Source organism: Bacteroides faecis (assembly GCF_020091505.1).
In the GTDB taxonomy this organism is placed as follows: domain Bacteria; phylum Bacteroidota; class Bacteroidia; order Bacteroidales; family Bacteroidaceae; genus Bacteroides; species Bacteroides faecis.
In genome coordinates, this window is the sequence record NZ_CP081916.1 from 3,864,319 (window position 1) to 3,879,991 (window position 15,673).

Consider the following 15,673-nt stretch of genomic DNA (forward strand, 5'->3'; position numbering starts at 1 on the left):
ACAGAATTGTATGTTAAAGACATTTTCAATTGGTGGAGTTCATCCACACGAAAATAAATTGTCGGCACATCAACCTATCATCACGGCAGAAGTTCCTGCGAAGGCAGTTATTCTGTTGGGCCAGCACATTGGCGCACCTGCCAAACCGGTAGTGGCAAAGGGTGATATGGTGAAGGTAGGCACGAAGATTGCCGAACCTGCCGGCTTCGTTTCGGCAGCGATTCATTCTTCAGTCAGTGGAAAAGTGGCGAAGATCGATACAGTGGTCGATGCGAGCGGTTATGCAAAACCTGCTATTTTTATTGATGTAGAAGGGGATGAATGGGAAGAAACCATTGACCGTAGCAAGACATTGGTAAAAGAATGTGAATACTCGGCTGAAGAAATCGTAAAGAAGATTGCTGATGCCGGTATCGTAGGTCTGGGTGGGGCTTGTTTCCCTACACAGGTGAAACTCTGTCCGCCGCCTTCATTCAAAGCAGAATGTGTGATTATCAATGCGGTAGAGTGTGAACCATACTTGACTGCCGACCATCAGCTGATGCTGGAACATGCGGAGGAAGTCATGGTAGGTGTTTCTATTCTGATGAAAGCCGTGAAGGTAAATAAAGCATTTATTGGAATCGAAAATAACAAGCCGGATGCTATTGAACTGATGACGAAAGTCGCTTCCAGTTATGCAGGCATCGAAGTCGTTCCTTTGAAGGTGAAATATCCTCAGGGCGGTGAAAAGCAGTTGATTGATGCGATAACCAAACGTCAGGTGGCGAGTGGTGCGCTGCCTATCTCTACAGGAGCTGTTGTGCAGAATGTGGGTACGGCATTCGCTGTCTACGAAGCTGTTCAGAAGAATAAACCATTGTTTGAACGGGTGATTACCGTGACTGGTAAATCTGTGGCTAAACCTTCCAACTTCCTGGCTCGTATCGGTACACCGATGAAGCAGTTGATTGATGCTTGCGGTGGTCTGCCGGAGGATACGGGAAAAGTGATCGGCGGCGGTCCGATGATGGGGAAGGCTTTGGTGAATATCGAAGTTCCTACGGCCAAAGGCAGTTCGGGTATCCTGATCATGAATCAGAAGGAAGCTAAACGTGGTGAAGCACAAACCTGTATCCGTTGCGCGAAGTGCGTGAGCGCTTGTCCGATGGGACTGGAGCCGTACTTGCTCGGAGCTTTGTCCGAAAACGGAGACTTTGAAACAATGGAAAAAGAAAGAATCATGGATTGTATCGAGTGCGGTTCCTGTCAGTTCACTTGTCCTGCCAACCGTCCGTTGCTTGATTACTGCCGCCTGGGTAAAGGCAAGGTAGGAGCTATGATTCGTGCACGTCAAGCTAAAAAATAACGAAGTATGGAAAATAAATTAATCGTATCACTATCCCCCCACGTTCATGGCGGAGACAGCGTACAGAAGAATATGTATGGCGTGCTGATCGCACTGATTCCGGCTTTTCTGGTGTCTCTTTATTTCTTCGGGCTGGGGGCTCTGATTGTCACGGCTACTTCAGTAGCAGCCTGTTTATTCTTCGAATGGGCGATCGTTAAATTCTTAATGAAGAAACCTGCTACAACTATCTGCGACGGCTCTGCTGTTATTACAGGTGTGTTGCTGGCATTCAACTTACCTTCCAACCTACCTGTCTGGATTATCATTCTGGGCGCACTGTTCGCAATCGGTGTAGGCAAGATGTCTTTCGGTGGTCTGGGATGCAACCCTTTCAACCCGGCATTGGCGGGACGTGTATTCCTGCTGCTTTCTTTCCCGGTGCAGATGACAACATGGCCGGTAGTGGGGCAGCTGACTTCTTATATGGACGCTACCACCGGTGCTACTCCGCTGGCATTGATGAAACAGGCTATTCATGGCGATACAAGCGCTTTGAGCCAGATACCCGATGCGCTGAATCTGTTTATCGGACAGAACGGCGGATGTATCGGTGAAGTAAGTGCGCTGGCACTGCTGCTCGGACTGGCTTATATGCTTTGGAAAAAGATTATCACCTGGCATATCCCGGTTTCTATTATTGTGACTGTGTTTGTATTTGCAGGCATTATGCACCTGGTAGATCCTGAAAAGTATGTTTCTCCGGTATTGCAGTTACTCTCCGGAGGTCTGATGCTGGGAGCCGTATTTATGGCAACCGACTATGTGACTTCTCCGATGAGTAAGAAAGGTATGCTGATTTACGGAGTTTGTATCGGTCTGCTGACGGTCGTTATCCGTCTGTTCGGTGCATATCCCGAAGGTATGTCATTTGCCATCCTGATAATGAATGCGTTTACTCCGCTGATTAACACCTATTGTAAACCTAAACGCTTTGGGGAGGTAGCGAAGAAGAAATGAAAAAGTTACAATCATCTTTAAAGAATATGTTGCTGGTGCTTACAGGAGTCACTGCTGTCTCTGTAGCGTTGCTGGCATATGTAAATGAATTGACGAAAGGACCGATTGCCGAAGCGAATGCGAAAACGCTGAACGAGGCTTTGAAAAAGGTGCTTCCTGAATTTACCAATAATCCGGTAGCTGAAAGCGATACGGTGTTCAGCGAGAAGGACGGAAAGAAAATCGTAGATTTCATTATCTATCCGGCTAAGAACGGTGAACAATGGGTCGGTTCTGCTGTAGAGGCTACGTCAATGGGATTCGGTGGTGAACTGAAAGTGCTGGTAGGCTTTGATGCCGAAGGCAAGATCTATAACTACTCTTTATTGGCACATGCCGAAACTCCGGGACTGGGTTCCAAAGCGGATAAGTGGTTTGGTGCTTATGATCCGGCTAAAGGCGAGCAGGCTGTATCTCACGAGCAAAGTGCGAAGTCTATCCTGGGTATGAATCCGGGAGATGCTCCGTTGGCCGTGACAAAAGATATGAATGGACAGGTAGATGCTATCACTGCTTCCACTATTACCTCACGTGCTTTCCTGAACGCGGTGAATGCTGCTTATCAGGCATATAAAGGCGGTACTGCCGATACAACCAGCGGTGCTTCCCGGAAAAATGAACCGGCTACCGCTCCGGCAAGTGAAGCTGCTGCTGATGACACTAACAACTAAGAAAGGAGGAGACAGATATGAATAACTTTAAAGTAATGATGAACGGGATTATCAAAGAAAATCCTACTTTCGTGCTCCTGCTGGGTATGTGTCCTACGTTGGGTACTACTTCATCTGCTATCAATGGTATGGGTATGGGGCTGGCTACGATGTTCGTACTGATTTGTTCGAATGTGGTCATTTCATCTATCAAAAATTTGATTCCGGATATGGTACGTATCCCGTCGTTTATCGTCGTGATTGCATCTTTCGTGACACTGCTTCAGATGGTGATGCAGGCTTATGTTCCTGACCTGTATGCTACACTGGGACTTTTCATTCCGCTGATCGTGGTAAACTGTATCGTATTGGGACGTGCGGAAGCTTTTGCCGCTAAAAACAACCCGTTAGCTTCTATGTTTGACGGTATCGGTATGGGACTTGGTTTTACCATTGCCCTGACTCTGCTGGGTGCTGTTCGTGAATTCCTCGGAACAGGTAAGATTTTCGACCTGACTATTCTGCCGGAAGAATACGGAATGCTGATCTTTGTTTTGGCTCCGGGTGCTTTTATCGCTTTGGGTTACCTGATTGCAATCATTAATAGCCTGAAGAAAGCCTAACTCAATTAAATAAGAAAAGAATATGGAATATATATTGATCTTTATTTCGGCAATCTTTGTAAACAACATTGTGTTGTCGCAGTTCCTGGGAATCTGTCCGTTCCTGGGTGTTTCCAAGAAGGTGGAAACAGCGATGGGTATGAGCGCAGCCGTTGCTTTCGTACTGACTATCGCTACCATCGTTACATTCCTGATTCAGAAGTTTGTGTTGGATGCTTTCGGATTGGGATACTTGCAGACAATCACTTTTATCCTGGTCATTGCTGGACTGGTGCAGATGGTGGAAATCATTCTGAAGAAAGTTTCTCCTTCTTTGTATCAGGCATTGGGCGTGTTCCTGCCGCTGATTACAACCAACTGTTGTATTCTGGGTGTGGCAATCCTGGTTATCCAGAAAGACTTTGACTTGCTGACAGGAGTGGTGTATGCGTTCTCCACTGCTATCGGCTTCGGTCTGGCGCTGGTACTGTTTGCCGGATTACGCGAGCAGATGAGTCTTGTGAAGGTACCGAAAGGGATGCAAGGCACTCCGATTGCTTTGATTACCGCAGGTTTGCTGGCTATGGCATTCATGGGTTTCTCAGGCGTCGTGTAAAAGACTGAGTTGATAATTAAGATAAAGGGCCGGAAACTCTGTCATGTGGTAATACGCAGACAGTTCGTTTCCGGCTTTTTTCTTTATACCGGGTTTATACCAGATTGGATTTCCATCATACCAAATCGCCCGCAGATCATCCCTTAAGCATCTTCCTGCGAAGAAAATTGAAATAGTTTATTGCATTTTCATTTTATTTCCATACATTTGTACTTCAAACAAACTGAAAACCGAAAAACTAACCATATTTTAAAATTATATGAAAGAAAGAATTTTAGTAACGGGAGGAACGGGCTATATTGGGTCTCACACCGTCGTAGAACTGCAAAACAATGGATACGAAGTAATCATTATCGATAATTTATCAAACTCGAGTGCTGACGTTGTTGACAATATAGAGAAGGTATCCGGTATCCGTCCGGCTTTTGAAAAATTGGATTGTCTTGATTTTGCAGGCCTTGATGCCGTATTTGCTAAATATAAAGGAATTAAAGCGATTATTCATTTTGCAGCAAGCAAAGCAGTAGGAGAGTCGGTAGAGAAACCGTTGCTTTATTATCGTAACAACCTGGTTTCTTTAATTAACCTTTTGGAGTTAATGCCTAAACATGGAGTAGAAGGCATCGTGTTCTCTTCTTCCTGTACAGTATATGGTCAGCCGGATGAGTTGCCTGTAACGGAAAAGGCTCCGATTAAGAAAGCGGAATCTCCTTATGGAAATACAAAACAGATTAATGAAGAAATTATCCGTGATACAATAGCTTCCGGTGCTCCGATCAATGCTATTCTGCTGCGTTATTTCAATCCGATTGGCGCGCATCCTACAGCATTGCTGGGCGAACTTCCGAATGGCGTTCCTCAAAACTTGATTCCTTATCTGACTCAGACAGCGATGGGTATCCGTGAAAAACTAAGTGTATTCGGTGACGATTATGATACTCCTGACGGTTCTTGTATCCGTGACTTTATCAACGTTGTTGACTTGGCTAAAGCACACGTGATTGCAATCCGCCGCATTTTGGAGCAGAAACAGAAAGAAAAAGTAGAAGTATTCAATATTGGTACGGGACGTGGTGTTTCTGTATTGGAACTGATCCACGGATTTGAAAAAGCAACCGGCGTTAAATTGAATTATCAGATTGTAGGCCGTCGTGCAGGTGATATTGAAAAGGTATGGGCTAATCCCGATTTTGCTAATCAGGAACTGGGATGGAAAGCGGTAGAAACCTTGGAAGATACTTTACGCTCTGCATGGAACTGGCAGCTGAAACTCCGTGAAAGAGGTATTCAGTGAAAAGATATTTGTTTTAATTAACATAAAAGTTTAAACAAATCGTTCATGCGATTTGTTTATTAGATGCTAATCAGCTTGAACTGTTTGTGAGTATGTGAATATGAGTAAACGGTACTTATGCCTCTCCGGCATAGACAGGTATGATTGCATAGTAGTTTTGTCGTGTTTTATTTTGTGTTTGTGTTGTGACGGTACTACGACGGGAGTCGTGGTACCGTTTTTTTGTTGCTCCTACAGCTTGCCTTTATAACTGAATGCGTTACTTCCCCAGTCCGCCTCCGGCAACGTACATCCCGGTTCGAATAAGCCGTATACGGAAGAACCGGAACCACTCATGGAAGCATAGACAGCCCCCTGATTGTATAATTCAGCTTTTATTTCTCCGATCACCGGATGTTGGGGGAATACACTGTTCTCAAAATCATTGATCAATATCTCTTTCCATTCATTGATCGGGCGTTTGATCGCCTCTTTGATGGAGTATTCGGGATGGTGAGGATGAATATTGGCGAAAGCCTCCCGGGTTGATACGAATACATCCGGTTTGATAATCAGAATCTGGTATCCTTTTAAAGATAGTGAAATGGGAGAGAATATATTACCGATACCTTCGGCAAAGGTCGGGGCGTTTCTGATGAAGAAGGCACAGTCGGCTCCCAAAGTCGCGGCATACACTTCCAGCTGATCGTCAGATAGATTCAGTTGAAAGTGTTCGTTGAGCAGTTTCAGCATAAAGGCCGCATCCGATGATCCTCCTCCCAGTCCGGCACCTGAAGGAATATGCTTGTAGAGGTGAATTTCGATGGGAGAGAGGTGAAATTCCTTATCCAACAGCAGATAGGCCTTTACCACTAAATTCTCTTCCGGATTGCCGGATATCTCCATCCCGTACTGATGGAGAGAGAACTTGTTGTCTGCTTGGGGGCAGGTCCGGATTTCCAGCGCATCTTCGAGAGCTACAGGGTAGAATACGGTTTCAAGATTGTGATATCCGTCCGGGCGCTTCTCTGTAATAGAGAGTCCCAGGTTTATTTTGGCGTTGGGGAAAGTGATCATATAAGTTCTGAATTATTATTTTTGAATTTTAAATTATAGGTCGCAAATTTATACTATTGGTGACAAAGTTACTAAAATCTTCATTTTTCCTTATCCTTTCTTCATTATAATATTCTATCTTTGTCATCCCTTTCGGCTTTGGCTATGTCTGAAGGCCGGGGATTATAAATTGTAAATCATAAAATCGTATATAGGCAGATGGCTGAACAAAGAAGAAATTCCCGTAACACAAAATCAACTAAAGTACAACCGGTGAATGATTATGGTCGTATTCAACCTCAGGCGCCGGAGTTGGAAGAGGCGGTGTTGGGTGCTTTAATGATTGAGAAGGATGCTTATTCGTTGGTGAGTGAGATTCTTCGCCCGGAGTCATTTTATGAACATCGTCATCAATTGATTTATGCCGCCATTACTGATCTTGCCGTTAATCAGAAGCCGGTGGATATCCTGACGGTAAAAGAACAGTTAAGCAAAAGAGGTGATCTGGAAGAGGTCGGAGGCCCCTTTTATATAACTCAGTTGAGTAGCAAGGTTGCTTCTTCCGCGCATATCGAATATCATGCCCGTATTATTGCGCAAAAATCGTTGGCGCGCGAATTGATCACATTTACAAGTAATATTCAAAGCAAGGCTTTTGATGAGACGCTGGATGTGGACGACTTGATGCAGGAGGCAGAAGGTAGGCTGTTTGAGATTTCCCAGCAGAATATGAAGAAAGACTATACGCAGATTAATCCGGTGATTGACGAGGCGTATAAACTGATTCAGAAAGCAGCTGCCCGAACGGACGGTTTAAGTGGTCTTGAGAGTGGATTTACGAAACTGGATAAGATGACTTCCGGTTGGCAGAATTCCGACCTTATCGTAATCGCCGCCCGTCCTGCTATGGGTAAGACGGCTTTCGTACTTTCCATGGCCAAGAATATTGCTGTTGATTATCGGAATCCGGTAGCGTTGTTCTCTCTCGAAATGAGTAATGTCCAGTTGGTCAACCGTCTTATCACTAATGTTTGTGAGATTCCGAGTGAGAAGATCAAGAGCGGACAATTGGCAAGCTATGAATGGCAACAGTTGGACTACAAACTGAAAGACCTGCTGGATGCCCCGCTTTATGTGGACGATACTCCGTCTTTGTCTGTGTTTGAACTTCGAACTAAGGCGCGTCGTCTGGTACGTGAACATGGGGTGAGAATCATCATTATTGACTACCTTCAGTTGATGAATGCGAGTGGTATGGCATTTGGCAGCCGCCAGGAAGAGGTTAGTACGATCTCCCGTTCGTTGAAGGGATTGGCGAAAGAGTTGAATATTCCGATTATAGCCTTGTCACAGTTGAATCGTGGTGTGGAAAGTCGTGAAGGTATCGATGGTAAACGTCCTCAGTTGAGCGACCTTCGTGAATCCGGTGCCATCGAGCAGGATGCCGATATGGTGTGCTTTATTCACCGTCCGGAATATTATAAGATTTATCAGGATGATCGCGGTAACGACCTTCGCGGTATGGCGGAAATTGTGATAGCCAAGCATCGTAATGGTGCGGTAGGCGAAGTCTTACTCCGATTTAAAGGTGAGTTTACGCGATTCTCTAATCCGGAGGATGATATGGTGATACCGATGCCGGGTGAACCTACAGGTGCTATGCTGGGGTCTAAACTTAATGCAGGCTCTGTGCCCCCGCCTCCGCCGGAACCCGATTTTGTTCCGCAGGGGAATAATCCGTTCGGTGCAACGGAAGGACCATTGCCTTTCTAAAACGATCGTATAATGGAATAGAAACAACTGCTTGATCGGACGAAAACGACCGTTTGATTGGGGAAGATCGACCGCTCTTTTATAATGAAAGATACGGTTGAACAGATAAAACCGACCGCTTGATTGATTCCAATCGAGCGGTCGGTCTTTTTTTATGTATCAGGGATTGAGAGTATTCTGATACCGGTTAGTGACGGTAATGACGGAAAATATCAGGTTTGAGAGTATATAAAGGAAAATAAATAATTAGTAAAATGAAAAATAAAAATTCGAATTAATTATTTTCCTATATATACTGTAATATCTCCCTCTATTTTTGTCACTACCGTCACTAATCCTGAATTTATTGAAGAATAATACAGTCTGGTACCCTGTTAGTTTAGCTTCTCTTTACATTTTTCTCTCAAATCGTTCTATGTCAACCGAAAAATCTTATTAACTTTGCGAAACTTTTTGAGAAACAATAAAAATTTAATTATATGAATATCTCTTATAACTGGCTGAAAGAGTATGTCAACTTTGATTTGACACCCGATGAAACGGCTGCAGCGCTGACCTCAATCGGCTTGGAAACAGGTGGTGTAGAAGAAGTGCAAACCATTAAGGGTGGTTTGGAAGGACTCGTGATCGGTGAAGTACTGACTTGCGAAGAACACCCGAATTCCGACCATTTGCATATCACTACCGTCAATCTGGGAGACGGAGAACCTGTGCAGATTGTATGTGGGGCTCCGAATGTAGCTGCCGGACAGAAAGTAGTGGTTGCCACCTTGGGTACCAAACTTTATGACGGTGATGAATGCTTTACTATCAAGAAGTCAAAAATCCGTGGTGTAGAATCTACAGGTATGATTTGTGCAGAAGATGAAATCGGTATCGGTACCGATCATGCAGGAATCATTGTGTTGCCGGCTGAAGCTGTGCCGGGTACTCTCGCCAAAGACTATTATAATATCAAGAGTGACTACGTGCTCGAAGTAGATATTACTCCTAACCGTGCAGACGCTTGTTCACACTATGGTGTAGCCCGTGACTTGTATGCTTACCTGATCCAGAATGGTAAACAGGCTACTTTACAGCGTCCGTCAGTAGACGGGTTTAAAGTAGAAAACCACGATCTGGACATCGAAGTAATAGTGGAAAACAGCGAAGCCTGTCCTCACTATGCCGGTGTTACGGTGAAAGACGTTACGGTGAAGGAAAGTCCCGAATGGCTGCAGAATAAATTGCGCCTGATCGGTGTGCGTCCTATCAATAATGTAGTTGATATTACTAATTATATCGTTCATGCTTTCGGCCAGCCGTTACATTGCTTCGATGCCGGAAAGATCAAAGGCAATGAAGTCATTGTAAAGACATTGGCAGAAGGAACTCCATTCGTCACATTGGATGAAGTGGAACGTAAGCTGAACGAACGCGATCTGATGATCTGCAACAAAGAAGAAGCGATGTGTATTGCCGGTGTGTTCGGCGGACTGGATTCCGGTTCTACGGAAGCTACGACAGATGTATTCATCGAAAGTGCTTATTTCCATCCTACATGGGTGCGCAAGACTGCCCGCCGTCATGGTCTGAATACGGATGCTTCTTTCCGTTTCGAACGTGGTATCGATCCGAATGGTGTGATTTATTGTCTGAAACTGGCTGCCTTGATGGTGAAAGAACTGGCTGGTGGTACTATCTCATCCGAAATTAAGGATGTATGTGCTGCTGCTCCACAGGACTTCGTGGTAGACTTGTCTTATGAGAAGGTAAATTCGTTGATTGGTAAAGTTATTCCGGTGGAAACGATCAAGAGTATTGTTACCAGTCTGGAAATGAAAATCACGAATGAGACAGCTGAAGGACTGACATTGGCTGTTCCTCCTTATCGGGTGGATGTACAGCGTGACTGCGACGTCATCGAGGATATTCTCCGTATCTACGGATACAATAATGTAGAAATCCCGACTACACTGAATTCTAGTCTGACTACCAAAGGTGAACATGACAAATCAAATAAATTACAGAATTTGGTTGCAGAACAATTGGTTGGCTGTGGTTTCAACGAAATATTGAACAACTCTCTGACTCGTGCGGCTTATTACGATGGCTTGGAGAACTATCCGTCCAACCATCTGGTGATGCTGTTGAATCCGTTGAGTGCCGATTTGAACTGTATGCGTCAGACATTGCTGTTTGGCGGACTGGAAAGCATTGCTCACAATGCCAACCGTAAGAATGCTGATTTGAAATTCTTCGAATTCGGTAACTGCTATTACTTCGATGCGGACAAGAAGAACCCTGAAAAAGTACTGGCTACCTATTCGGAAGATTATCACCTCGGGTTGTGGGTAACCGGAAAGAAAGTTGCTAATTCATGGGCACATCCGGATGAGAACAGCTCGGTATACGAATTGAAGGCTTATGTAGAAAATATACTGAAGCGTCTGGGACTGAATTTGCACAATCTGGTAGTTGGCAATCTGACTGACGATATTTTCGCTGCTGCACTTTCTGTTCATACTAAAGGCGGCAAACGTCTTGCTTCTTTTGGTGTTGTGACAAAGAAACTGCTGAAAGCGTTTGATATCGACAATGAAGTATATTATGCCGACCTGAACTGGAAAGAACTGATGAAGGCTATCCGTTCTGTGAAGATCAGCTACAAGGAAATTTCCAAATTCCCGGCTGTGAAACGTGACTTGGCATTGTTGCTTGACAAGAATATACAGTTTGCCGAAATTGAAAAGATCGCCTATGAGACAGAGAAGAAACTGCTGAAAGAAGTAGAACTCTTCGATGTATATGAAGGCAAGAACCTTGAAGCAGGCAAGAAATCGTATGCAGTCAGCTTCCTCCTTCAGGATGAAACTCAGACGCTGAACGATAAGATGATCGATAAGATCATGTCTAAGTTGGTGAAGAATCTGGAAGACAAACTGGGTGCGAAATTGAGATAACTTTAAAATTCACAATTCAAAATTAATACAAACCAATGGGAAGAGCATTTGAATATAGAAAAGCCGCTAAGCTGAAAAGATGGGGGCACATGGCTAAAACATTTACAAGACTGGGTAAGCAGATTGCTATTGCCGTGAAGGCTGGTGGTCCGGAACCGGAAAATAACCCTACATTGCGTTCGGTCATCGCTACTTGTAAGCGTGAGAATATGCCGAAGGACAATATCGAACGTGCAATTAAGAACGCAATGGGTAAAGACCAGAGCGACTACAAGAGCATGACTTACGAAGGATACGGTCCTCACGGGATTGCTGTCTTTGTGGATACATTGACTGATAATACCACTCGTACGGTAGCCGATGTACGCTCTGTATTCAATAAATTCGGTGGCAATCTTGGAACAATGGGATCATTGGCTTTCCTTTTCGACCATAAATGCATGTTTACTTTCAAGATAAAGGATGGCATGGATATGGAAGAACTGATTCTCGATCTGATCGATTACGACGTAGAAGATGAGTACGAACAGGATGACGAAGAAGGAACAATCACTATCTACGGTGATCCTAAGAGCTATGCCGCTATTCAGAAACATCTTGAAGAATGTGGTTTCGAGGATGTCGGCGGTGACTTTACTTATATCCCAAACGATCTGAAAGAGGTAACTCCGGAACAACGCGAAACTTTGGACAAGATGATCGAACGTCTTGAAGAATTTGATGACGTGCAGACTGTTTATACAAACATGAAGCCGGAAGAAGGCGAAGAATAAGCGGATTATGGAATATGTTTATAGGACCCAAGGTACTTGCAGCACAAACATCGAACTGAATGTAGAAGATGGAGTTGTGAAGGAAGTTGCCTTTTGGGGAGGATGTAACGGAAATCTTCAGGGGCTTTCACGTCTGGTAAAAGGTATGAAAGTGGAAGATGTGATCAAAAAGCTTGAAGGAGTACGTTGCAGTGGCAGACCGACGTCTTGCCCCGATCAGTTGTGTCATGCACTGCATGAAATGGGGTATTAACGGAAGTTTTCCTTTATAAGATATACACTGGCCTCCGGCAATTCATTTTGTCGGAGGCTTTTTTTGTTTGCCGTGCCTTTCCCTATTTGTCGGTATTTTGAACCAAAATCAATCCTCGGTCGTTATTTATAAGTATATTTGTGCTGAATAAACTATTATGCAATGATGAAGAATATTTTTCAAGATTTAAAACGGAAAGATCATAAACGCTATTTAGGCGGACTGGATGTTTTTAAATATATTGGTCCCGGACTTTTGGTAACTGTCGGATTTATTGATCCGGGAAACTGGGCATCTAATTTTGCTGCGGGTTCCGAATTCGGGTACTCACTCCTTTGGGTGGTTACATTATCCACCATCATGCTGATTGTCCTCCAACATAATGTGGCTCACTTAGGCATTGTCACAGGGCTTTGCCTTTCGGAAGCTGCTACTAAATATACTCCTAAATGGGTGTCCCGTCCTATTCTGGGTACAGCAGTATTGGCTTCTATCTCTACTTCGCTGGCTGAGATTCTGGGAGGGGCCATCGCATTGGAGATGTTATTTGATATGCCTATAATGTGGGGGGCGGTGCTGACCACTCTTTTTGTTTCCATCATGCTTTTTACCAATTCCTATAAAAAAATAGAGCGTTCTATCATTGCTTTTGTTTCAGTGATTGGTCTCTCGTTCATTTATGAGTTGTTTTTGGTAGAAATAGACTGGCCGGCTGCAACGATGGGTTGGGTGACACCTTCTTTTCCAAAGGGAAGTATGCTGATTATAATGAGTGTGCTGGGAGCGGTTGTGATGCCCCATAATCTGTTCCTGCATTCGGAGGTAATCCAGAGTCATGAGTATAATAAGAAAGATGACGCGTCCATCAAGAAAGTTTTGAAATATGAGTTGTTCGATACTCTTTTCTCTATGATTGTCGGCTGGGCAATTAATAGTGCTATGATTCTGCTGGCTGCTGCCACCTTCTTTAAAAGTGGTATCCAGGTGGAAGAATTGCAACAGGCTAAATCATTGCTCGAACCTTTGCTGGGCAGTAATGCTGCAATCGTATTTGCATTGGCTCTGTTGATGGCAGGTATTTCGTCTACCATAACAAGTGGAATGGCAGCAGGTTCTATCTTTGCCGGTATCTTCGGAGAATCCTATCACATCAAAGACAGCCACTCGCAGGTGGGGGTAATCCTGTCGCTGGGAATTGCGCTGTTACTGATTTTCTTTATTGGCGATCCTTTCAAGGGATTATTGATCTCGCAGATGATATTGAGTATCCAGTTGCCTTTTACGGTATTCCTGCAGGTAGGGCTGACTTCATCCCGAAAAGTAATGGGAAATTATGTCAATAGTCGTTGGAGCACTTTTGTGTTGTATGCTATTGCAGTTATTGTTTCGGTATTGAATATCATGCTGCTATTTTCATAAAACGAACATGAATCTATAAATATAAGATGATGAAGATTATTACTTATAATGTGAATGGGCTTCGTGCTGCTGTTTCTAAAGGTTTGCCGGAATGGCTGGTACAGGAGAATCCGGATGTTCTTTGTCTGCAAGAGACAAAACTGCAACCGGACCAATATCCGGCAGAAGTGTTTGAAGCTTTGGGCTATAAGTCTTATCTCTATTCTGCGCAGAAGAAGGGATATAGCGGTGTGGCAATCCTCACAAAGCAGGAGCCCGACCATGTGGAATATGGTATGGGAATAGAAGCGTATGATAATGAAGGGCGCTTCATCCGTGCAGATTTTGGTGACTTGTCTGTAGTCAGTGTTTACCACCCTTCGGGAACGAGTGGAGACGAACGGCAGGCATTTAAAATGGTGTGGCTGGAAGACTTTCAGAAATATGTGACAGAACTGCGCAAGACTCGTCCCAACCTCATCCTCTGCGGTGACTATAATATTTGTCATGAGCCGATTGATATCCATGATCCTGTCCGTAACGCAACAAACAGTGGCTTTTTACCGGAAGAACGGGAATGGATGACCCGCTTCCTATCAGCAGGATTTATTGATTCTTTCCGTCTGCTTTATCCGGAAAAGCAGGAATATACCTGGTGGAGCTATCGTTTTAATTCGCGCGCCAAGAATAAAGGCTGGCGGATTGATTATTGCATGACCAGTGAGCCGGTACGTCCGTTGCTGAAAAGCGCAAGCATACTGAATGGGGCTGTTCATTCAGATCATTGTCCGATGGCTTTGGAAATAGAACGCTGATTTTCCTTAAAGACGGGACGGTAACGCAATTTTTATTGGAAATATTACAGGATAGTAATACTCAATTTGCGGGTGTCTCCTCCATCGCGAAACTCGCAGAGGTAGACACCTTGCCATGTTCCGAGGTTCAGACGGTGATTTTTAATGGGGATCGTGACGGAACTACCCACCAGAGAAGCCTTGATGTGAGCGCTCATGTCGTCCGGCCCTTCAAGCGTATGAATGAAGTAGGGAGCACCGTCGGGAACCAGTTTATTGAAGAAAGTCTGGAAATCGTGGCGAACATCTGGATCTGCGTTCTCATTGATAGTCAGTCCCGCCGAAGTATGTTTGATAAAGACCACCAGCAGACCACTTTCGGGAAGTGCCGGCAGTTGGGAAACGATGTCACGCGTGATCAGATGAAATCCGCGTGAGTAATGCGGTAGTTGAATATCAAATGTTGTAGCCATAACTTTCTTTGGTTAATAAAACGGCTGCAAAGATACTTTTTTATACTTTTGCATGAAAATAAAAACAGAAAATAGCATGGAAGATAGAATACAAAAAGCTGTAGAGCTTTTTAAGAGTGGATATAACTGCTCGCAGTCTGTAGTAGCTGCATTTGCCGATATGTATGGTTTCACTCAAGAACAGGCGGTACGCATGTCTGCCTCTTTTGGCGGAGGTATCGGGCGGATGCGCGAGACTTGTGGAGCTGCTTGCGGCCTCTTCCTGGTAGCCGGGCTGGAAACCGGGGCTACCGAGGCGACAGATCGTGAGGGAAAAGCTGCCAATTATGCAGTAGTGCAGGAACTGGCTGCCGAATTTAAAAAACGTAACGGGTCGCTGATTTGTGGAGAATTGTTGGGATTGAAGAAAAAAGATCCGATTTCTACTATTCCCGAAGAACGTAATACTCAATATTATAGCAAACGCCCGTGTGCTAAAATGGTAGAAGAAGCGGCAAGAATTTGGGTAGAATACCTCGAAAAACACCCTAAATAAGGGGGAAAATGCTTTTTTATTACAAAATCAGTAAAAAAATACTCAATAAAGTGTTATATAACATAAAAATAACTATCTTTGTCCCCGAAATAAAATCTGAAAGCTTTCGGGCCGGATGATTTTTAAAGCATGTCTAACTATAATTTCAA

General features: G+C 44.2%; 15 protein-coding genes. 13 read left to right on the top strand and 2 right to left on the bottom strand.

The window, feature by feature from the left end; translation table 11 throughout:
• Nucleotides 1-10 precede the first annotated feature (10 nt).
• The 6 genes from rsxC to galE all read left to right on the top strand — a co-directional run bounded on the left by rsxC (nt 11) and on the right by galE (nt 5,548).
• Nucleotides 11-1,348: an electron transport complex subunit RsxC gene (rsxC, locus tag K6V30_RS14995; RefSeq protein WP_010538334.1), complete on the top strand. Its 1,338-nt coding sequence runs from the start codon at nt 11-13 to the stop codon at nt 1,346-1,348.
• Between the two features lie 6 nt (nt 1,349-1,354).
• Entirely contained in the window at nt 1,355-2,347 is a 993-nt protein-coding gene (locus K6V30_RS15000) for an RnfABCDGE type electron transport complex subunit D (RefSeq protein ID WP_010538333.1), read from the top strand.
• Nucleotides 2,344-3,057, top strand: coding sequence for an RnfABCDGE type electron transport complex subunit G (locus K6V30_RS15005; protein WP_010538332.1), 714 nt, complete (start codon nt 2,344-2,346; stop codon nt 3,055-3,057). The genes K6V30_RS15000 and K6V30_RS15005 overlap by 4 nt, the downstream gene beginning before the upstream one ends.
• Before the next feature lie 17 nt (nt 3,058-3,074).
• Nucleotides 3,075-3,659, top strand: coding sequence for an electron transport complex subunit RsxE (rsxE, locus tag K6V30_RS15010; RefSeq protein WP_010538331.1), 585 nt, complete (start codon nt 3,075-3,077; stop codon nt 3,657-3,659).
• Nucleotides 3,660-3,681: 22 nt separating this feature from the next.
• The gene (gene rsxA, locus K6V30_RS15015) at nt 3,682-4,254 is read left to right on the top strand and encodes an electron transport complex subunit RsxA (protein WP_010538330.1); all 573 of its coding nucleotides are present in this window, start codon (nt 3,682-3,684) and stop codon (nt 4,252-4,254) included.
• A gap of 259 nt (nt 4,255-4,513) precedes the next feature.
• Nucleotides 4,514-5,548 (top strand): UDP-glucose 4-epimerase GalE, encoded by a 1,035-nt coding sequence (galE, locus tag K6V30_RS15020; RefSeq protein ID WP_010538329.1) that lies wholly within the window; start codon nt 4,514-4,516, stop codon nt 5,546-5,548.
• Nucleotides 5,549-5,779: 231 nt separating this feature from the next.
• Here galE and ispE read toward each other — a convergent pair whose 3' ends face one another.
• Nucleotides 5,780-6,604, bottom strand: a complete 825-nt coding sequence (gene ispE / locus K6V30_RS15025) for a 4-(cytidine 5'-diphospho)-2-C-methyl-D-erythritol kinase (protein ID WP_010538328.1) — start codon at nt 6,602-6,604, stop codon at nt 5,780-5,782.
• A 198-nt stretch (nt 6,605-6,802) separates the two neighbouring features.
• Between ispE and dnaB the strand changes: the two genes are divergently transcribed.
• From dnaB to K6V30_RS15055, 6 genes are all read left to right on the top strand, one after another.
• Nucleotides 6,803-8,356 (top strand): replicative DNA helicase, encoded by a 1,554-nt coding sequence (gene dnaB / locus K6V30_RS15030; protein WP_055271724.1) that lies wholly within the window; start codon nt 6,803-6,805, stop codon nt 8,354-8,356.
• A 479-nt stretch (nt 8,357-8,835) separates the two neighbouring features.
• The gene (gene pheT, locus K6V30_RS15035) at nt 8,836-11,298 is read left to right on the top strand and encodes a phenylalanine--tRNA ligase subunit beta (protein WP_055271722.1); all 2,463 of its coding nucleotides are present in this window, start codon (nt 8,836-8,838) and stop codon (nt 11,296-11,298) included.
• A gap of 35 nt (nt 11,299-11,333) precedes the next feature.
• Complete coding sequence (locus K6V30_RS15040) at nt 11,334-12,071, top strand: YebC/PmpR family DNA-binding transcriptional regulator (RefSeq protein WP_010538325.1); 738 nt, start codon at nt 11,334-11,336, stop codon at nt 12,069-12,071.
• Between the two features lie 7 nt (nt 12,072-12,078).
• A complete protein-coding gene (locus K6V30_RS15045) occupies nt 12,079-12,324 on the top strand; it encodes a TIGR03905 family TSCPD domain-containing protein (RefSeq protein WP_055271720.1) in 246 nt (81 codons plus the stop codon).
• 165 nt (nt 12,325-12,489) lie between these two features.
• On the top strand, nt 12,490-13,743 hold the full coding sequence (locus K6V30_RS15050; RefSeq protein WP_010538323.1) for an Nramp family divalent metal transporter: 1,254 nt from the start codon (nt 12,490-12,492) through the stop codon (nt 13,741-13,743).
• A gap of 29 nt (nt 13,744-13,772) precedes the next feature.
• Nucleotides 13,773-14,537, top strand: coding sequence for an exodeoxyribonuclease III (locus K6V30_RS15055; protein ID WP_010538322.1), 765 nt, complete (start codon nt 13,773-13,775; stop codon nt 14,535-14,537).
• A 44-nt stretch (nt 14,538-14,581) separates the two neighbouring features.
• Here K6V30_RS15055 and K6V30_RS15060 read toward each other — a convergent pair whose 3' ends face one another.
• Nucleotides 14,582-14,989 carry a secondary thiamine-phosphate synthase enzyme YjbQ gene (locus tag K6V30_RS15060; protein WP_010538321.1) on the bottom strand — a complete coding sequence of 136 codons (408 nt, stop codon included), beginning with the start codon at nt 14,987-14,989 and terminating at the stop codon, nt 14,582-14,584.
• Between the two features lie 76 nt (nt 14,990-15,065).
• Here K6V30_RS15060 and K6V30_RS15065 point away from each other — a divergent pair, with 76 nt between their 5' ends.
• Nucleotides 15,066-15,524 carry a C-GCAxxG-C-C family protein gene (locus K6V30_RS15065; RefSeq protein WP_029425585.1) on the top strand — a complete coding sequence of 153 codons (459 nt, stop codon included), beginning with the start codon at nt 15,066-15,068 and terminating at the stop codon, nt 15,522-15,524.
• Nucleotides 15,525-15,673: the final 149 nt, after the last annotated feature.

What these genes read in the sequence shown, in the direction of transcription:
- K6V30_RS15045 (WP_055271720.1), top strand. Translation starts at nt 12,079, where the DNA reads ATGGAATATGTTTATAGGACCCAAGGTACTTGCAGCACAAACATCGAA.
- K6V30_RS15060 (WP_010538321.1), bottom strand. Translation starts at nt 14,989, where the DNA reads ATGGCTACAACATTTGATATTCAACTACCGCATTACTCACGCGGATTT.
- K6V30_RS15005 (WP_010538332.1), top strand. Translation starts at nt 2,344, where the DNA reads ATGAAAAAGTTACAATCATCTTTAAAGAATATGTTGCTGGTGCTTACA.
- K6V30_RS15055 (WP_010538322.1), top strand. Translation starts at nt 13,773, where the DNA reads ATGAAGATTATTACTTATAATGTGAATGGGCTTCGTGCTGCTGTTTCT.
- ispE (WP_010538328.1), bottom strand. Translation starts at nt 6,604, where the DNA reads ATGATCACTTTCCCCAACGCCAAAATAAACCTGGGACTCTCTATTACA.
- K6V30_RS15065 (WP_029425585.1), top strand. Translation starts at nt 15,066, where the DNA reads ATGGAAGATAGAATACAAAAAGCTGTAGAGCTTTTTAAGAGTGGATAT.
- K6V30_RS15000 (WP_010538333.1), top strand. Translation starts at nt 1,355, where the DNA reads ATGGAAAATAAATTAATCGTATCACTATCCCCCCACGTTCATGGCGGA.
- dnaB (WP_055271724.1), top strand. Translation starts at nt 6,803, where the DNA reads ATGGCTGAACAAAGAAGAAATTCCCGTAACACAAAATCAACTAAAGTA.
- rsxE (WP_010538331.1), top strand. Translation starts at nt 3,075, where the DNA reads ATGAATAACTTTAAAGTAATGATGAACGGGATTATCAAAGAAAATCCT.
- K6V30_RS15040 (WP_010538325.1), top strand. Translation starts at nt 11,334, where the DNA reads ATGGGAAGAGCATTTGAATATAGAAAAGCCGCTAAGCTGAAAAGATGG.
- K6V30_RS15050 (WP_010538323.1), top strand. Translation starts at nt 12,490, where the DNA reads ATGAAGAATATTTTTCAAGATTTAAAACGGAAAGATCATAAACGCTAT.
- rsxC (WP_010538334.1), top strand. Translation starts at nt 11, where the DNA reads ATGTTAAAGACATTTTCAATTGGTGGAGTTCATCCACACGAAAATAAA.
- galE (WP_010538329.1), top strand. Translation starts at nt 4,514, where the DNA reads ATGAAAGAAAGAATTTTAGTAACGGGAGGAACGGGCTATATTGGGTCT.
- rsxA (WP_010538330.1), top strand. Translation starts at nt 3,682, where the DNA reads ATGGAATATATATTGATCTTTATTTCGGCAATCTTTGTAAACAACATT.
- pheT (WP_055271722.1), top strand. Translation starts at nt 8,836, where the DNA reads ATGAATATCTCTTATAACTGGCTGAAAGAGTATGTCAACTTTGATTTG.